The 16,093-nt window shown below is 71.6% G+C and carries 15 protein-coding genes; 4 read left to right on the top strand and 11 right to left on the bottom strand.

Features of this window, described 5'->3' with window-relative positions; all coding sequences use genetic code 11:
- Window positions 1–106: 106 nt before the first annotated feature.
- A complete protein-coding gene (locus HGK34_RS14940) occupies window positions 107–1,609 on the top strand; it encodes an FGGY family carbohydrate kinase (protein WP_201848789.1) in 1,503 nt (500 codons plus the stop codon).
- Between the two features lie 96 nt (window positions 1,610–1,705).
- Here the strand turns inward: HGK34_RS14940 and HGK34_RS14935 are convergent, their stop codons facing one another.
- The 7 genes from HGK34_RS14935 to HGK34_RS14905 are packed head-to-tail and all read right to left on the bottom strand — an operon-like array spanning window position 1,706 to window position 9,280.
- Complete coding sequence (locus HGK34_RS14935; RefSeq protein ID WP_201848787.1) at window positions 1,706–3,253, bottom strand: serine hydrolase domain-containing protein; 1,548 nt, start codon at window positions 3,251–3,253, stop codon at window positions 1,706–1,708.
- Window positions 3,250–4,194, bottom strand: a complete 945-nt coding sequence (locus tag HGK34_RS14930) for a carbohydrate ABC transporter permease (protein ID WP_201848785.1) — start codon at window positions 4,192–4,194, stop codon at window positions 3,250–3,252. The genes HGK34_RS14935 and HGK34_RS14930 overlap by 4 nt, the downstream gene beginning before the upstream one ends.
- Window positions 4,191–4,691 carry a hypothetical protein gene (locus HGK34_RS14925; RefSeq protein ID WP_201848783.1) on the bottom strand — a complete coding sequence of 167 codons (501 nt, stop codon included), beginning with the start codon at window positions 4,689–4,691 and terminating at the stop codon, window positions 4,191–4,193. Before HGK34_RS14925 ends, HGK34_RS14930 begins: the two co-directional genes overlap by 4 nt.
- Window positions 4,666–5,967, bottom strand: coding sequence for a glycoside hydrolase family 28 protein (locus HGK34_RS14920; RefSeq protein ID WP_201848781.1), 1,302 nt, complete (start codon window positions 5,965–5,967; stop codon window positions 4,666–4,668). The genes HGK34_RS14925 and HGK34_RS14920 overlap by 26 nt, the downstream gene beginning before the upstream one ends.
- Before the next feature lie 3 nt (window positions 5,968–5,970).
- Window positions 5,971–7,476 carry an extracellular solute-binding protein gene (locus HGK34_RS14915; protein ID WP_201848779.1) on the bottom strand — a complete coding sequence of 502 codons (1,506 nt, stop codon included), beginning with the start codon at window positions 7,474–7,476 and terminating at the stop codon, window positions 5,971–5,973.
- Window positions 7,473–8,315, bottom strand: a complete 843-nt coding sequence (locus HGK34_RS14910) for a YesL family protein (protein WP_201848777.1) — start codon at window positions 8,313–8,315, stop codon at window positions 7,473–7,475. The genes HGK34_RS14915 and HGK34_RS14910 overlap by 4 nt, the downstream gene beginning before the upstream one ends.
- A gap of 17 nt (window positions 8,316–8,332) precedes the next feature.
- Window positions 8,333–9,280, bottom strand: coding sequence for an ABC transporter permease (locus HGK34_RS14905; protein WP_201848775.1), 948 nt, complete (start codon window positions 9,278–9,280; stop codon window positions 8,333–8,335).
- A 269-nt stretch (window positions 9,281–9,549) separates the two neighbouring features.
- Here HGK34_RS14905 and HGK34_RS14900 point away from each other — a divergent pair, with 269 nt between their 5' ends.
- Complete coding sequence (locus HGK34_RS14900; protein ID WP_201848773.1) at window positions 9,550–11,289, top strand: glycoside hydrolase family 43 protein; 1,740 nt, start codon at window positions 9,550–9,552, stop codon at window positions 11,287–11,289.
- A 102-nt stretch (window positions 11,290–11,391) separates the two neighbouring features.
- Here HGK34_RS14900 and HGK34_RS14895 read toward each other — a convergent pair whose 3' ends face one another.
- From HGK34_RS14895 to HGK34_RS14880, 4 genes are all read right to left on the bottom strand, one after another.
- Window positions 11,392–11,940: a dihydrofolate reductase gene (locus HGK34_RS14895; RefSeq protein ID WP_201848771.1), complete on the bottom strand. Its 549-nt coding sequence runs from the start codon at window positions 11,938–11,940 to the stop codon at window positions 11,392–11,394.
- Window positions 11,941–11,995: 55 nt separating this feature from the next.
- Window positions 11,996–12,799 carry a thymidylate synthase gene (locus tag HGK34_RS14890; RefSeq protein ID WP_201848769.1) on the bottom strand — a complete coding sequence of 268 codons (804 nt, stop codon included), beginning with the start codon at window positions 12,797–12,799 and terminating at the stop codon, window positions 11,996–11,998.
- Between the two features lie 10 nt (window positions 12,800–12,809).
- Window positions 12,810–13,637 carry a TrmH family RNA methyltransferase gene (locus HGK34_RS14885; protein ID WP_307815979.1) on the bottom strand — a complete coding sequence of 276 codons (828 nt, stop codon included), beginning with the start codon at window positions 13,635–13,637 and terminating at the stop codon, window positions 12,810–12,812.
- 102 nt (window positions 13,638–13,739) lie between these two features.
- Window positions 13,740–14,396, bottom strand: a complete 657-nt coding sequence (locus tag HGK34_RS14880) for a hypothetical protein (protein WP_201848765.1) — start codon at window positions 14,394–14,396, stop codon at window positions 13,740–13,742.
- A gap of 206 nt (window positions 14,397–14,602) precedes the next feature.
- Here HGK34_RS14880 and HGK34_RS14875 point away from each other — a divergent pair, with 206 nt between their 5' ends.
- Both HGK34_RS14875 and HGK34_RS14870 read left to right on the top strand, forming a co-directional pair.
- On the top strand, window positions 14,603–15,079 hold the full coding sequence (locus HGK34_RS14875; protein ID WP_201848763.1) for an OsmC family protein: 477 nt from the start codon (window positions 14,603–14,605) through the stop codon (window positions 15,077–15,079).
- A gap of 55 nt (window positions 15,080–15,134) precedes the next feature.
- A complete protein-coding gene (locus HGK34_RS14870; RefSeq protein ID WP_244666779.1) occupies window positions 15,135–16,025 on the top strand; it encodes a hypothetical protein in 891 nt (296 codons plus the stop codon).
- Window positions 16,026–16,093: the final 68 nt, after the last annotated feature.

Genomic DNA, 16,093 nt, shown 5'->3' with positions numbered 1-16,093 from the left:
TGTAGCTCCGTCTCGTGGGCTCGGAGATGTGTATAAGAGACAGCCCTCCACCCCGCTGCACACCACCCCACCGCACACCGCACCATCGCGAACCCCTGGAGCACCGATGCCCCTCGTCGCCGGCGTGGACACCTCCACGCAGTCCTGCAAGATCGTCGTCCGCGACGCCGCCACCGGTGAGCTGGTCCGGTCCGGCTCGGCCAAGCACCCGGACGGGACCGAGATCGGTCCCGACCACTGGTGGACCGCGTTCACCGAGGCCGCCGACGCCGCGGGTGGTCTTGCCGACGTCGCCGCGATCGCCGTCGGCGGGCAGCAGCACGGCATGGTCGTGCTCGACGCCGAGGGCCAGGTGATCCGTGACGCGCTCCTGTGGAACGACACCCGTTCCGCGGACGCCGCCGAGGCGCTGATCTCCGAACTCGGTGACGGTGACCGTGCCGCGGGTGCGCAGCGCTGGGCGGACGCCGTCGGCTCCGTGCTCGTCGCGTCCCTCACCGTGACCAAGCTCCGCTGGCTGCACGACGCCGAACCGGAGAACGCCGCGAGGGTCGCGGCCGTCGCGCTCCCCCATGACTGGCTGTCCTGGCGCATCGCCGGCTACGGCCCGGCCGGCGACCCGAGCGCCCCTCTCGGCCCGGACCTGAACGCGCTGTTCACGGACCGCTCCGACGCGTCCGGTACCGGCTACTACGACGCTCAGGGCGCGGACGGCGCCGGCGAGTACCGGCCGGACCTGCTCCGCATGGCACTCGGCCGGGACGACGTCGTGCTGCCCCGCGTGCTCGGTCCCGCCGAGTCCGGCGGCGTCGCGCACCCGTCGGTGGCAGGGGCCGACGTCGAGGGTGGCGCCCTCCTCGGCCCCGGCGCCGGTGACAACGCGGGCGCCGCCCTCGGTGTCGGCATGACGACGGGCGACGTCGCGATCTCGATCGGCACGTCGGGCGTGGTCTCCGCGGTCGCGCCCCGGCGCACCGCCGACGGGTCCGGCGCGATCAACGGCTTCGCGGACGCCACCGGCAACGCGCTGATGCTCGCAGTCACCCTCAATGCCGCCCGCGTGCTCGACGCCGCCCGCGAGGTGCTCGACGCCGGCTTCGACGAGCTCGCCTCACTCGCCCTGCGGGCGCCCGCCGGATCGGACGGCTTGGTTCTCGTCCCCTACCTGGAGGGCGAGCGCACCCCCAACCGGCCCGACGCTACCGGGACGCTGCACGGCATCCGCCTGGCGACCTCCACCCGGCCGCACCTCGCGCGCGCCTACATCGAGGGCATGCTGTGCGGACTCGCGGACGGCCTGGACTCCCTGAAGGCGCAGGGTGTCCCCGTCGAGCGCGTGCTGCTGATCGGCGGCGCCGCCCAGTCCCCGGCCGTGCAGGAGATCGCGCCGCAGGTCCTCGGCCTGCCGATCGCGATCCCGGAACCGGGCGAGTATGTGGCCGACGGCGCGGCCCGCCAGGCGGCCTGGGTGCTCGCCGCGACCGGCACCGCTGCCGGCGCCGAGCACCCCGCGCCACCGGCCTGGTCGACGACGATCACCGCGACGCTGGACGCCGACCCGCGGCCGGTGATCCGGGAGCAGTACGCGGCGGTACGCGACCTGGTCTGACACCAGGAGCCATGCCTGACCGGGGAACTCCGGCGAGCGCGGCGCGTTCTCCGGCGACCGCATCCGTGCGGCGCCGGACGCGAGGACGGAGGAAGGTCACACCCGGACGTAGGTGGCTTCGAACGTCCACGCCGGGTCGGCCGACTCGCAGAACGCCTGGGCCCGGACGGCGAGCGAGCCGTCCGGGGCCCAGGCCAGGCGGAACCTCCAGGTGGCCAGGTCCTCGCCGTGCACCGCGCAGCGGACATCGAGGGTGGACGGGTCCGGGCAGCCGGCGGTGACGACGGCGGGATCGCCGCCGATCCGGGTACTGACGGGTCCGTCGAGCCGCAGCTCGACGGACCAGTCCGGCTCACGGTGGCCGGACGTGGCGCTCAGGCGGCCGACGCCGCCGCCGTGGCCGCCGTCGCCGAGCACCAGGGCGAGCTCCGCGGGACCAGGGCCGTCCATGACGTTCCGGTAGGTTCCGGCGACCACGGACGCCGGGGCACCCGCGCGGGCAGGTGGAGGTGCACCCGTCCCCCCGGACGTGTCGGCCTCCGCCCGGACACGACCCGGGGCCGGCCACTCGAGGCGAAGGCCGGACACACCACCGGCGGACGCGCCACCACCGGACACGCCACCATCGATCGCACCACCATCGATCGCACCACCGTCGATCGCGGCGGTGAGCGGGTCCACCAGCCGATCCATGACGTCGTCGAGCAGGCGCTGGTCTCCCCCGGTGCAGGCCTGGGCGTCGGCGGTGACGACGACGGCGAGGCCTCGCGCGGGGTCGCCGTACACGATCTGCCCGCCGAGCCCGAACATCAGCCAGCCGCCACGCGCCGGAAGCCACGTCTGGTACCCGTACCCGCCCCGGAGCGTCCCGCCCCAGGTCAGCTGGGTCGTGTCGGCCTGCGGGCGGAAGGTGTCGCGCAGGTGGCCCGCGGGGATCAGGCGAACGCCGTCGTGCACGCCGTCGGCGAGGAGCAGGTGAGCGAGACGCAGCAGGTCCCGCGGCGTGCAGATCAGGCCCGACCCGCCGTGGGAGATCCCGTCGGGTCCGGTGAGGAATCTCAGGTCCGGGCCGACACCGAGCGGGTCGGACAGGCGCGGGCGCAGATAGTCGGCGAGAGAGGCGCCGGACAGGCGCTCCACGAGCGCGGCGAGCGTGTAGGCGGCGGAGGTGTCGTAGGTGAACAACGTGCCCGGCGGGTGCGTCGGCGGCACACGGAAGTACGACGCGAGCCAGTCGCCCTCGGTCAGCCTGTAGGTGGTGGACCTGTGCGGGCCGCGCATCGTGAGCAGGTGCCGGATGGTGGTGGCCTCCAGCCACGGGTGCACCGGCGACATCTCGGGGAAGTGCGCCGTGATCGGGTCGTCGGCGCTCAGCGCGCCCTCCGCCTCCAGGAGCCCGACGGCCAGGCCCGTGACCGTCTTCGACACCGAGTACATGCGCTGCGGCACGTGGGGGCCACGCGGGGCGCAGGCGGCATGCGCGACGAGCTCGCCGCGGACGCTCACCTCGACGGTGTGCAGGGCGATATCCAGCGCGGCAGCCCTGCGCGCGACCAGGCCGACGGCCTCGGCGGCGACGGCCCTGGTGGACGGCGTCGGCCCGCCGCCGGCTCCCGTCCCGGCGGGCCGAGCGGTCGTGGTCATCCCTTCACCGACCCGATCAACGCGCCCTTGACGAAGAAGCGCTGGATGAACGGGTACACGATCAGCATCGGCAGCGTCGCCACGACGATCACCGCCATCTTCACCGACTGCGCGGGCGGCACCACGTCCACGGCCGACGCGTCGGCGTTCATGCCGCTCGCGACGATGACCACCTGACGCAGCAACACCTGGACGGGCCACTTCGACGAGTCGTTGATGTACAGGATCGCGTGCTGGTAGGTGTTCCAGTAGGCGACCGCGTAGAACAGGCCGATCGTCGCGATCGACGCCAGCGACAGCGGCAGCACGATCCGCAGGAACACACCGATGTCGGAGCAGCCGTCGATGCGCGCCGCCTCCTCCAGACTGTCGGGGATCGCCTGGAAGAAGCTGCGCATGATCACGAGGTTGAAGGCGTTGATCGCCACAGGGAGGATCAGCGACCACAGCGAGTCGATCAGGCCCAGGTGCTGCACCACCACGAACGTGGGGATCATGCCGCCGCTGAACAGCATCGTGAACACGACCAGGAAGTTGATCACCCGCCTCCCCCGCAGGTACCGCTTCGACAGCGCGTACGCCATGAACGAGGTGAGCAGCAGGCTCACGAACGTCCCGACCACGGTCACGAACACCGATACGCCCAGAGCCCGGAAGATCGTCCCCGTGGAGAGGATGTAGCGGTACGCGTCCAGCGTGAACGTCTCGGGGACGACGACGAACGGCTTGGTCGCCAGTTCCCCCGGCGTCGCGAGCGAGCTCCCGAGCACGTTGAGGAACGGCAGCACGCACAGCAGCGCGAACCCGGTCAGGACGACGGCGTTGACCACGCGGAAGACCCGCGTTCCCGTCGATGGGCGCCGGAACCCGCCGGTACGGAACCCGCCGGTGCGTGCCTCACGGTCGAGGCGCACCGTCGGCGCCGGGCCGGTGACGGTCATGTGATTCTCCCTACGTCGGTGGACCGGTCGCCACGGCGCGACACGAACAGGCCCGCACCGGCGAAGAAGAGGAACGCGACCGGGTACAGGATGAGCTGGCTCCCCACCAGGCAGACCAGGCCCGCCGCGGCAAGCAGCCAGCCGGTGGCCCGGCGCCCCGGGGCCCGCCGGGCGGCGAAGATCCCGGCGGTCCCGAGTGCGAGCACGCCCAGCAGCGTGAACCCGAACCAGGCTCCGAGCGTCCGGGCAGCCGTGTAGGGGTCACCGGCGGCGCTCAGGTCGAGGCCCGCATCCCGCAGAACGGGACCCAGGGCGCCGTCGAACGCGCTCCGGTCGATCCCGTTGACCACCACGGAGAACCCTCCGAGGAACACCCCGGACAGCACCATGCCGCACACGGTGATCCACACCTCGGCCGACCGGCCGGGCGGCGCCGGCTCCGCGGCCGTCGCCGTGTCGGCCACGGTCCCGTCAGCCGTCGTCGTCGGCCCTGCCATTGATCCTCACCCCCGACCGGCGCAGCGTGGGGCTCTCCTCCACGACGAGGCCCGGGCCGTCGCAGCCGTCCACGCGGAGCCGGCGGAGGTCGGAGTCGGCGACGTAGCCGAGGTGGAACCCTCGCCGTGCCATCAGCTCCACGCCGCCGGCCATCGCCGGATGATCCGGCTTCGGGTGGTCGGCGTACGAGACCACGACGTCGTCCAGCGTGAGCTCGGTGACCGGCTGTTCCGGCAGCCCGTACACGTGGGCGGCCGCGGCGTGCACGCCCCTGGCGGTGACATGGGCGACGTGGATGCGGCGGAACGACGGTGTCGAGTCGTCGACGGGGTGCGGATCCCGGTCGGCGACGTGCGGCTCCTTGCCGTCCGGGCCGCAGAAGTAGAACGGGTTGACCACCAGCGGGCACATCACGTCGCTCATGACGAGGTCGCTCACGCGCACGTCCTCGACCACGCCGCCGCGGCCGCGCCGCGCCTTGACCCGGATCCCCCGGTCGGTGCCCTGGAAGACGCAGGCGCTGATCACCACGTTCCGCACGCCCCCGCTCATCTCGCTGCCGATCACCACGCCGCCGTGACCGCGGACCATGGTGCAACCGGTGACGGTGACGTTCTCGCACGGCACCCGCTGCGGTGAGCGCTCCGTGCCGGACTTGATCGTGATGCAGTCGTCTCCCACGTCGATGTGGCACCCGCTGATCCGGACGTTGCGGCACGACTCCGGGTTGATGCCGTCCGTGTTCGGCGAGTCGGCCGGGTTGTGGATGCGCACCCCGGAGACGGACACGTCCTCGCACAGCAGCGGATGTACCGTCCACGACGGCGAGTTCCGCAGCGAGACGTCCCGGATCGTCACCCGCTCGCACTCGTGCAGCCCGATCAGGGTCGGCCGAGGGTGGTCGAGGTCCGCGGGAGAGTTCCGGAACGTGTCCCACCACGGTGCCCCTCCGCCGTCGATGGTGCCGAGGCCGGTGATCGCGACGTCGGTGGCGCCGTTCGCGTACAGGCAGGGTGAGTGCACGACGGCGGGCGCCCCCTCCCAGCGGGCCTCGACCGGCGGGTAGAGGGCCGGGTCGGGCACGAACTCCAGGCGCGCCCCGGACTCCAGGTGCAGCTCGACGTGGCTGCGCAGGCGCAGGGCGCCGGTGCGGTGCACCCCGGCCATGACGGTCACGGTGCCGCCGCCCGACCGGGCCGCGGCGTCGATCGCCTCCTGGATCACGGTGGTCTCGAGTGTGCCGCCGGCGGCGTGCACGGTGTCGTCGACCGTCATCGATCAGCCGTTCGCCTCGGCGTACGAGGCCGAGTACTCGTCGACGATCGCGTCCAGGCCCTGCCCGCGGAGGCTCTCGATCGTCGCCTCGTAGTCCGCCATCTCGATCTGTCCGGTGATGTACTGGTTGTAGGCGTCGTTGAGCTGCTGCTCGAGCGTGGACCACTGCCGGTCGAACGTCTCGGACGTGAGCGACTGTGCCGGGTTGGCGACCATGTACTCGGCGTTCTGGGCCATGAGCTCGTTGCCGAGGTTCACGTACTCGTCCGAGCTCTGGTACGTCGTGACCAGCTCCGACGGGCGGGACGAGCTGAAGGGCTGGACCTCCTGCTCCCACGCGGTCTGGTCGATGACGGTCACGACGCCGTCCGCGTCGGTCTCGAAGTGCTCCCCCTCGATGCCGTTCGTCATGAGCTCGAAGGCCTCAGGATCCATGAGCTTGTCGATGAACCCGAGCACGGCCCGCAGGTCGTCCTCGGTCTCGACCTCCGTGGTGGGGATCGCGAGCCAGCCGCCCATGCCGCCGTTGGTGTCGGACAGGATGCGGCGCGGGACGTCGTCGTACGTGATGTCGTTGACCAGGGCCCATTCCATCGGGGTGTCCGGGTCCGCGGAGCGTGCCAGCGCGTTGTAGTTCTTCGCCTCGAACAGGCCGGTGACGACGATGCCGCCCTTGCCCTGGGCGATGCCGTCCTGCTGGTTCTGCTTCTGGACGGTGACGAACTCCTGGTTGACCCAGCCGCCGGCGTACACGCCGCGGTACCACTCCATCGCCTCCTTGAAGGCGTCGGTGGTGGCGGCGGGGACCACCTGGCCGTCGTCGGTCACCTCGAACTGCTGGCCGGCGCCGAAGTAGCCCGCCAGGGAGCGGAACCCGACGCGGAAGCTCTCCTCGCGGTCGTAGAACCCGACCGTGTCGTCCTTGCCGTTGCCGTCCGGGTCGTCCTCCGTGAACGCGCGGGCGACCTCCGTGAGCTCGTCGATGGTGTGCGGCACCTCCAGGCCCAGGTTGTCCAGCCAGTCCTGGCGTACGACGACGCCGTAGCGCGCGGCGGGCTTCTGGTACGGGACTCCGTACAGCTCGCCGTCGATGCGTGCCGCGTCCAGCGTCGCGTCCGGGATCCGGGCGAGGTTCGGGAACTCGTCCAGGTAGTCCTCGACGTCCCAGAACATGCCCGAGGTCAGCGCGGACCGCACCTGGGTGTCGTCGATGACGGTCAGCGAGACGAGGTCGGCGAGCTCGCCCGAGGCGAGGGCCGCGTTCAGCTTCTCCTCCTTCGACGCGTCCGGCACCCACTGGAACTCGATGTCCATCCCGGTGTGCTCCTCCAGGGCCGTCTCGATGACGCCGCCCTTCTCCGGCGTCGTCGGGGTGTGAAGCATGGTCATCCAGGTCAGGCTGTCCTTCGGCCCACCGTCGCCGCCGTCGGCAGAGCTGCCGCACGCCGCCGTGGTGAGTGCCAGCGCGGTCGCCGTGGCCACCGCTGTTCCGATCCTGGCCTTGTTCATGGGGCCGTTCCTTCCGTGAGGTGAGGTGTTGCCGTGTGAGGGGTCGGGGGCGCCGGATCGTCGGATCCCGGGCCGCCGGATCCCGGGCCGTCGGATCCCGGGCTGTCAGGTCTCGGGCCGTCAGGTCTCGGGCCGTCAGGTCTCGGGCCGCCGGAACGCAGGGCCGTGCGGATGCCCGGGCCGCCGGGATGGCGGATGGTCTGGACCCGGAGCGGGGAACGGGGTGCGTCAGCGGCCGACTCGGCGGTCAGGCCGCGGAAGACCTGACGGGTCACGAGGCCCGTCGCGAACGCGGGGATGCCCACGCCGAACAGGACGAGCAGCGGCAGCGCGTACTGCCACAGCAGCCACGTGGTGAGGCCGACGACCGTCGCGCCCAGGACCGTCCGGTGCAGGGAGCCGAACCCGATCAGCAGGGCGGCGGCGAGCTGGCGGGGGACGGTCGGCAGGTCCGTGGCGGCCATCACGGGGTACACGTACGACGCCGTGACCGCGAGCACCGCGAGCGCGCCGAGGTTGGCGGCCCGCACGGACCAGTGCGGTGCGAGGAACAGGTTGCCGACGACGACGCCTCCGGCCGCCAGCAGGATCCAGGCCACGAGCGTGGAGCGCCAGGGCCGGTGGCGGGCATGCCGCCAGAACGCCCGGGCCACCGGGGGCGTCTCTCCACATCGCAGCCAGCGGTCCAGATAGGCGGCCAGGGCGTAGGAGGCGGGGCCGATGCCCAGGAGGCCGAGGCCGAGCAGCGTCGTCGCGAGCCACAGCAGGTTGAGGTACGCCACGCGGTAGACGGCCACGAGGAACGTGTTGATCCGGACAAAGCCTTCGAACGAGAACACGGTGCCCCCCGGCCGCTCTAGTAGACGCCTTCTTCGCCGAACCGCTTGGCCAGCCGGTTCGCCATGACCACGAGCAGCAGCCCGACCAGCCCCTTGAAGAGGCCGACGGCGGCCGCGTAGCTGAGCTGCCCGTTCTGGATGCCGGCGGTGTAGACGTAGGTGTCGAAGATCTCGCCGACCTGACGGTTCAGGGAGTTCATGACCAGGAACATGTGCTCGAAGCCGAGCTCCAGGAAGTCGCCGATGGCCAGGATGAACATGACGACGATCGTCGGGCGGATGGCGGGGAGCGTGACGTGCCAGGTCTGTCGCAGCCGGTTGGCGCCGTCGAGCTCGGCGGCCTCGTAGAGCTGGACGTCGACGGCCGTCATGGCGGCCAGGTAGACGATGGTTCCCCAGCCCGCGCCCTTCCAGATCTCCTGCCCCACGTACAACGGCCGCAGCCAGTCCGGGTCGGTGAGGAACGGGATCGGTTCACCGCCCGCGGCCACGACGAGGTTGTTGACGGAGCCGCCGTCGGTCGACAGCAGCACGTAGAAGATCGACGCGACGATCACCCACGACAGGAAGTGGGGCAGGTAGATCACCGACTGGACGGTGCGCCGGAAGGCACGGGTGCGCACCTCGTTGAGCAGCAGCGCCAGGACGATTGGCACGGGGAACGCGAACACGAGCAGCAACAGCGAGACCACGACGGTGTTGCGCAGCAGCACGAGGAAGGTGTCCTCGGTGAAGAGCCGCACGAAGTGGTCGAACCCGACCCACGGACTGCCGCCGATGCCCAGGAACGGCATGTAGTCCTGGAAGGCGATCACGAGCCCGCCCATGGGGGCGTACTTGAACAGGAGGAAGTAGAGGATGCCCGGGACGGCCATCAGGTAGAGGCCGTGGTGCCGCAGGAGCGGCGACCGGCGGCGCGGGCGCGGTGGAGCCGGCGCCGGTTCTGTCGCAACCACCATCGGCATGCGCCCTCCTGCTCGTCGTCGAGCTGACCACCGGTGACGCCGCGAAGGCGACGCCGGTAACCGGTTTCTCGGGAACGTACCCGACATCGGTGAAACGTCGCAAGAGGCCGGGCGGAATTTCTGGAAAGCGCTTGCTAGGGTGAGCCGGGCTGGCAGCCGCTCGGCTGCTGCCGTGCGGTCGGCCCATCCGCATCCACATCGACATCCGCATCGACATCCGCATCGACATCGACCCACCGCATCAGTGACGACGCGACGGAGGCACCGCCATGGCGGACTACGAGAACCCGGTGCTCGATGCCGACTGGCCGGACCCGGACGCGATCCGCGTCGGTGACGACTTCTGGATGGTCGCGTCGAGCTTCAACCGCGCGCCCGGGCTCCCGGTGCTGCACTCACGCGACCTCGTGGCATGGGAACACGTCGCCAACGCCCTGCCTGCCGTCCCCCCACGGGAGCACTACTCCTTGCCCCGGCACGGCTCCGGGGTCTGGGCACCGAGCCTGCGCTACCACGACGGGCGCTTCGTCATCGTCTACCCCGATCCCGACCACGGGATCTTCGTGCTCACCGCCGCCGACCCTCGCGGGCCGTGGTCCGACCCGTGGTGCCTGCTGCCCGGACGCGGGCTGATCGACCCGTGCCCCCTGTGGGACGACGACGGCCGCGCCTACCTCGTGCACGGCTGGGCCGCCAGCCGCGCGGGGATCAAGAACCGCCTCACCGTCGTGGAGGTCGACCCGGGGCTGCGGCGCGTCACGGGGACCCCTCGGATCGTGGTCGACGGCGACGCGCTGCCCGGTTTCGGCACCCTCGAAGGCCCCAAGCTGTACAAGCGCGACGGCTGGTACTGGATCTTCGCCCCTGCCGGAGGCGTGGCGACCGGATGGCAGACCGTGTTCCGGTCCCGATCCGTCTGGGGTCCGTACGAGCATCGCGTGGTGCTGGAACAGGGCGGGACACCGGTCAACGGACCGCATCAGGGCGCGTGGGTGGACGCGCCGGACGGCTCCGACTGGTTCCTCCACTTCCAGGACCGCGGGCCGTTCGGCCGGGTGGTGCATCTCCAGCCGATGACGTGGGACGGCGGCTGGCCGCAGATGGGCGAGGCGCTTGCGGTGGGGCCGGGCCCGGCGACGGGTGACGGCGAACCGGCGACGGACCCGGCGTCCGGACGTGGGCGCCCGGTGCTCCGGCATCCCGTGCCGCTGCCCGCGGTCGGCGCCGAGCAGCGCGAACCGGCTCGCAGCGACGACTTCTCCGCCCCGGGGCTCGCCACGCGCTGGCACTGGCAGGCCAACCCCGAACCGGCGTGGTGCGTGGCAGCGGGCGGCGGCTCGATCCACCTCCCCGCGCAGGTCGCCCCCCTCGGCAACCTGCGCGAGCAGGGCGCCGTGCTGTGCCAGCAGCTTCCGGGCCGCGCGAGCACCTGGACCACCCGCGTCACGCTCCGGGGCGAAGCGCCGGGGCTGCGTGCCGGGCTCGTCCTGCTCGGCCGCGAGTACGCCTGGACCGGCCTGCTCCGCACGCCCGCAGGCGTCGAGGTGGTGTGTGCACGAAGCGCTCCAGGAGGCCGGGAGGAGGCCCTCGGGCGCGCCCCCGCTCCAGCCACGACACTTGACCTGCGGATCGCCGTCGACGACGACGGCACGGCACGCTTCTCCTGGCGCGCCCGCTCGGGCGCGGACGCGCAGCGCGGCGGCGCATCCGGCCGCGCCACCAGCGGGGACGACTCCAGCGACAGCCACGAGGGCGGGCCCGGGAACGCAGCCGCCGGCGGCACGCCGACCGGCGACACGGTCGGCAGCGCAATACCCGGCAGCGGCGGGACCAGAGGCAGCGACGGGACGTGGCACGAGTTCTCGGCCCTGTGGACCGCGATGCAGGGGCACTGGATCGGGGCCGAGGCAGGCCTGTTCGCCAACGCCCCGCTCGGCGCACACGTCGCGGAGGGCGACGGCGCCACGTTCGGCCCCGTCGACGTCGTAGTCGCCGGCAGGAGCGCCTGAGGACGGCCGCGTGGACCTGTGCAGACCGTCAGCGGCTGCGAGCGCTACGACCGCCGCGCGTGGTGCCGCCGCCCTCCCGGTCACCACCGCCCGCTGCCACGATCAGGCGCGGCGGTAGGTGACGTGCCGGAAGCGGGTGCCCGACGTCGACGCCGTCCAGTCCCCCGTCGAGACCGGCCTCCAGGCCGCCGGGTCGACGGCGGGGGCGAACGTGTCGCCCTCCACGCGGAGGTCCACCTCGGTGATCTCCAGACGGTCCGCGATCCTCATCGCCTCCGTGTAGACGCGCGAACCGCCCATCACCCAGACCTGGTCCCCGCCGGGAGCGTCAGCGGCGAGCGCCAGGGCCTCGCCGAGTGTTCCCGCCACCTCGACCACCGTGGGCGGGGTGGTCGCGCCCTCACCGTGCGTGGGTACGGCCGCCATGCCGATCACCGCGCCGAAGCTGGTGATCACCACGTTGGTGCGCCGTGGCAGCGGTCGTTTCGGGAGGGACTCCCAGGTGAGGCGCCCCATCACGACAGGATGTCCGGAGGTGGTCGCCTTGAAGTGGGCGAAGTCCTCCGGGATGTGCCAGGGAATCGCTCCCTCGGCGCCGATCACGGGCCGGCTGGCGGCATCGTGAGCCTGTGCCCAGATCAGACCGATCATCACGGGTGCCTCTCGTCCTGGGCGGTCGCCGTCGTACGCACGAACCCGATCACGTTCAGACCGCGATCGGGGCCTTGATGCCCGGGTGGGAGACGTAGTCCAGGACCTGGATGTCCTCGTACTCGTAGTCGAAGATCGAGTCGCGGGGCGCGAGACGGAGAATCGGGTACGGGTAGGGGTCACGCGTGAGCTGCGTGGTGACCTGCTCGACATGGTTGTCGTAGATGTGGCAGTCGCCGCCCGTCCAGACGAAGTCGCCGGCGTCGAGCCCGGCCTGGGCCGCGACCATGTGGGTGAGCAGGGCGTACGAGGCGATGTTGAACGGCACGCCGAGGAACAGGTCCGCCGAGCGCTGGTAGAGCTGGCAGCTGAGCTTCCCGTCGGCGACGTAGAACTGGAACATCGCATGACAGGGCGGCAGGGCCATGTCGTCGACCTCGGCCGGGTTCCACGCGGTGACGATGTGGCGGCGCGAATCCGGGTTGGTGCGGATCTGGTCGACCACCTTGGCGATCTGGTCGATCTGCCCGCCCGACGGCGTGGGCCACGACCGCCACTGGACGCCGTAGACGGGGCCGAGCTCGCCGAACTCGTCGGCCCACTCGTCCCAGATGGTGACACCGTGCTTCTGCAGCCAACGCACGTTGGACTCGCCGCGCAGGAACCACAGGAGCTCGTACACGATCGACTTGAGATGCACCTTCTTGGTGGTGACCAGCGGGAAGCCCTGGGAGAGGTCGTACCGGAACTGCCGGCCGAAGACGCTCCGCGTCCCGGTGCCCGTGCGGTCGCTCTTGCGCGTGCCGGTGGCGAGCACGTCACGCAGCAGGTCCTCGTACGGGGTGGGGATCGCGCTCATGCCGCCCACCCTACGCGCCGCGCGCCGACCTCTGGCGGTGGGCCTCGTACAGCATCACCGTCGCGGCGCCGGCGGCGTTCAGGGAGCTGGCGGATCCTGCCATCGGGATGCTGACCGTCACGTCCGCGATGTCGCGCCACGTGTTCGAGAGTCCCGCGGTCTCGTTGCCGATCAGGAGGAGCACGGGCTGCGTCAGGTCGAACTCGGCGACGCCCGCGTCCCCGTGCTCGTCGGTCGCGACCACCGTCACCGGCACGCCACCGGAGCGCTGCGTCTCGACCCATGCGGCCACGTCCCTGGGCGACGCCGCGCGCACCACCGGCGTGGCGAAGAACGAGCCGGTCGAGGCGCGGACGGACTTCGGATCGTACGCATCCGCGGCGTGCCCTGTGGTGATCACACCGTGCGCCCCGAACGCGTCGGCCGAGCGGACGATCGATCCGATGTTCCCCGGCTGGGTCGGCCGGTCGAACACGACCCCGAGGAAGTCGTGCGGCACCGGGATGCGCTCCAGGTCGTCCGGGCGCATGGCGACCACCGCGAGGATCTCGGCCGTGCCGTCGGCCTTCTCGCTCAGTTCGGCGAGCAGCCCGGGCGCCATGGCGATCTGTTCCGCGGTCGGGTTTCCGGCGAGCAGGCCGCGTGCCCACGAGGACAGCGACCGCTCGGCGTCGTACAGCAGTGCTCGGATGTCCCACCCGAACTGGACGGCCATCGAGACGGGCCGGACACCCTGGACGATGAACTCCCCCGCACGGTGACGCTTGGTCCGGTTGTGCAACAGCGTCTGCAACACCTGGAACCGGGCGTTGCGTGAAGTGATCCGAGTAACAGCCACCATGCCTCCCAAGACGCGGCCACGGACCGCGCCGCCCAGACTACTGGGCGATCCCGGCAGCGCGGTGCCGACCCTGCGGGCAGGAGCCCTCCCCGGCTCAGGTCACTTCGTGAGGTCGGCGTCCTTCGCCTTCAGCTCCTTCAGGCGCTTCCCCCGGAACCTGAACCAGCCGATCAGGCCGGTCAGCCCGAGTGCCAGGACCCCGCCCACGACCGCACCGGCGGCCGAGGCACCCCGGAACGCCGGCGCGTCCACGTCCATGATGCGGTTGCCGGCGTGCGCCGCGTTCGACGAGCCGAGAGCCACCGCCATCGTCAGCAGGTTCGGGGCCGCGCACACGACGGCGAACACCAGCAGGGCCGTCCGGACGGCCCCGGACCGCTTGCCGGGCCACACGGCCAGCGCGAGCAGGACGACCGGCGCGGCCGTGAAGACGGCGCCGATCAGGAAGCCCCACCACGACCCCGCCGCGAACGAGCCGTCCACGGCGTTGCCGATCGTCTGCGCCCACCAGCGGGGCAGGAACGCCGCCAGGAACTGGTACACCAGCCACATCGCGATGATCAGGCCGACGGCCAGAGCCAGTCGCTTGACCCAGCCCCGCCAGTCCCGCCAGTCGTCGCCCGGCGCCCCCTCGGTGGCGCCGGCCCCCGGGGCGCCGCCGGGCCCCTCGGTTCCGCCGGGGCCACCGGTTCCGCCAGGGCCACCGGTTCCGCCAGGGCCCCGGCCGCCGTCCGCGGCCTTCTCCCCATGGTTCATACCACCGATCATCGGCCGGGAACGCCCTGGCCGCACGCCGCGTTGCACTTGGGGCGCGTCACGCCCGCCCGAGCGGTCCCCGAGCGCCGGACAGAGCGTCCCGACGCCGGCCGGGACGACTCACCCGGGAGCGACCCGTCGCCGTCCGGCACGGCGCCCCGCTGACATCTTCACGCGATGTCAGACACAGATGGAAGGATCAGACCATGAGCGAGACGATCGACCAGTCCACCGACGCCCCCGTGACCCCGTCACCCGCAGACCCCCTGTGGGTGGAGCGCAACGGCGTGCGGACCTACACCGGCTTCTCGGCGCGGGGCGCCCGCGTCGAGGTGGGCCCTGCCTCAGCAGGCGCCGTCTTCACCCCGGGCGAGCTGCTGAAGATCGCACTCGCCGCGTGCGCGGGCATGAGCAGTGACCGAGCCTTCGCCCGCCGTCTCGGGGACGACTACGCGACCACAATCCGCGTGGAGGACCCCAAGGACATGGCCGAGGATCGCTACCCCGTCCTCACGGAGAAGTTCGAGATCGACCTGAGCAGCCTTGACGACGCCGATCGCGAGAAGCTCCTCACCGTCGCCCAGCGCGCCATCGACAAGGCGTGCACGGTCGGCCGCACCCTGAAGGCCGGTGCCGACGTCGTGCCCGCAGAGTTCCACCAGCCCGGTCAGCAGGAGAGCTGACCACGGCGTCCCCCACCCAGCACCGCACGTCCCCGACACCTGCCGAGAGGACCGCATGGCCAAGGACGAGCAGCAGACGGACCGCACGCAGAGCCCCCCGGAAACCAGCACTGCCGACGAGACCGGCGCTCCCGGCAACGAGGTGCTCAAGCCCGACAACTCCATCGAGGTCACGCCCGCGGACTGGGTGAACTACCAGCCCAGCAGCCCGCTCGACCACCTGGTCGACAAGGCCGTGACGGTGCCGTCGGCGGCGATCCGCCGACATGTCGACAAGATCCGCGCACGGAACCCGCATGCCTCCCCGGCGGAGATCATCACTCTCCTGGAGAAGGAGTACCTGCGGGTCATCGAGACCACGGGCAGCGCGGTGGGCGCCGCGGCGGCCATCCCCGCCGTCGGCACGGCGACGAGCGCCGCGCTCTCCACGAGCGACGTCGCCACGTTCTTCGCGTCGTCGGCGGCGTTCTCCCTGGCCGTCGCGGACGTGCACGGCATCGACACGGAGGACGTGCCTCGTCGCCGGGCCCTGCTGCTGGCGACGGTTCTGGGCGACAAGGGCGCCCAGGACGTGGAGAACGCCATCGGAGGCTCGGGCGTCGCGTGGGGCAAGGTGCTGCTCACGAGCATGCCGCGCACCACCCTGACCCGCGTCAACAAGGCCCTGACCCACAAGTTCGTGCAGAAGCAGCTGGCCAAGCAGGGCAGCCTGCTGATCGGGCGCATCATGCCTTTCGGGATCGGTGCGGTGGTCGGCTGGTTCGGAGCACGCGCCCTGGGACACACGGTGATCGCGCAGTCCCGGATCGCGTTCGGCCCGCCGCCGGACCACTTCCCGCGCGTGATCGAGGACCGGCCCGCCACGAAGCGACTCGGTGTCAGGCGACGCCCCCGCCTGCGGGGAAAGAGCCGCAAGGAACTGGAGCAGTCCCTCCCCGACGAGTGAGAGTCCTGACGGTCCCGGAGTCCGCGGGCGGCGGAACGCGACAACAAGGGGCAGAAACTCTCTGTCGC

This window comes from Myceligenerans indicum, assembly GCF_016742955.1.
Classification (GTDB): Bacteria; Actinomycetota; Actinomycetes; order Actinomycetales; family Cellulomonadaceae; genus Myceligenerans; species Myceligenerans indicum.
This window is presented reverse-complemented; position numbering and strand designations above follow the sequence as displayed.

Coding starts and splice junctions, on each gene's coding strand:
- HGK34_RS14940 (WP_201848789.1), top strand. CDS start 107: ATGCCCCTCGTCGCCGGCGTGGACACCTCCACGCAGTCCTGCAAGATC.
- HGK34_RS14935 (WP_201848787.1), bottom strand. CDS start 3,253: ATGACCACGACCGCTCGGCCCGCCGGGACGGGAGCCGGCGGCGGGCCG.
- HGK34_RS14930 (WP_201848785.1), bottom strand. CDS start 4,194: ATGACCGTCACCGGCCCGGCGCCGACGGTGCGCCTCGACCGTGAGGCA.
- HGK34_RS14925 (WP_201848783.1), bottom strand. CDS start 4,691: ATGGCAGGGCCGACGACGACGGCTGACGGGACCGTGGCCGACACGGCG.
- HGK34_RS14920 (WP_201848781.1), bottom strand. CDS start 5,967: ATGACGGTCGACGACACCGTGCACGCCGCCGGCGGCACACTCGAGACC.
- HGK34_RS14915 (WP_201848779.1), bottom strand. CDS start 7,476: ATGAACAAGGCCAGGATCGGAACAGCGGTGGCCACGGCGACCGCGCTG.
- HGK34_RS14905 (WP_201848775.1), bottom strand. CDS start 9,280: ATGCCGATGGTGGTTGCGACAGAACCGGCGCCGGCTCCACCGCGCCCG.
- HGK34_RS14900 (WP_201848773.1), top strand. CDS start 9,550: ATGGCGGACTACGAGAACCCGGTGCTCGATGCCGACTGGCCGGACCCG.
- HGK34_RS14895 (WP_201848771.1), bottom strand. CDS start 11,940: ATGATCGGTCTGATCTGGGCACAGGCTCACGATGCCGCCAGCCGGCCC.
- HGK34_RS14890 (WP_201848769.1), bottom strand. CDS start 12,799: ATGAGCGCGATCCCCACCCCGTACGAGGACCTGCTGCGTGACGTGCTC.
- HGK34_RS14880 (WP_201848765.1), bottom strand. CDS start 14,396: ATGAACCATGGGGAGAAGGCCGCGGACGGCGGCCGGGGCCCTGGCGGA.
- HGK34_RS14875 (WP_201848763.1), top strand. CDS start 14,603: ATGAGCGAGACGATCGACCAGTCCACCGACGCCCCCGTGACCCCGTCA.
- HGK34_RS14870 (WP_244666779.1), top strand. CDS start 15,135: ATGGCCAAGGACGAGCAGCAGACGGACCGCACGCAGAGCCCCCCGGAA.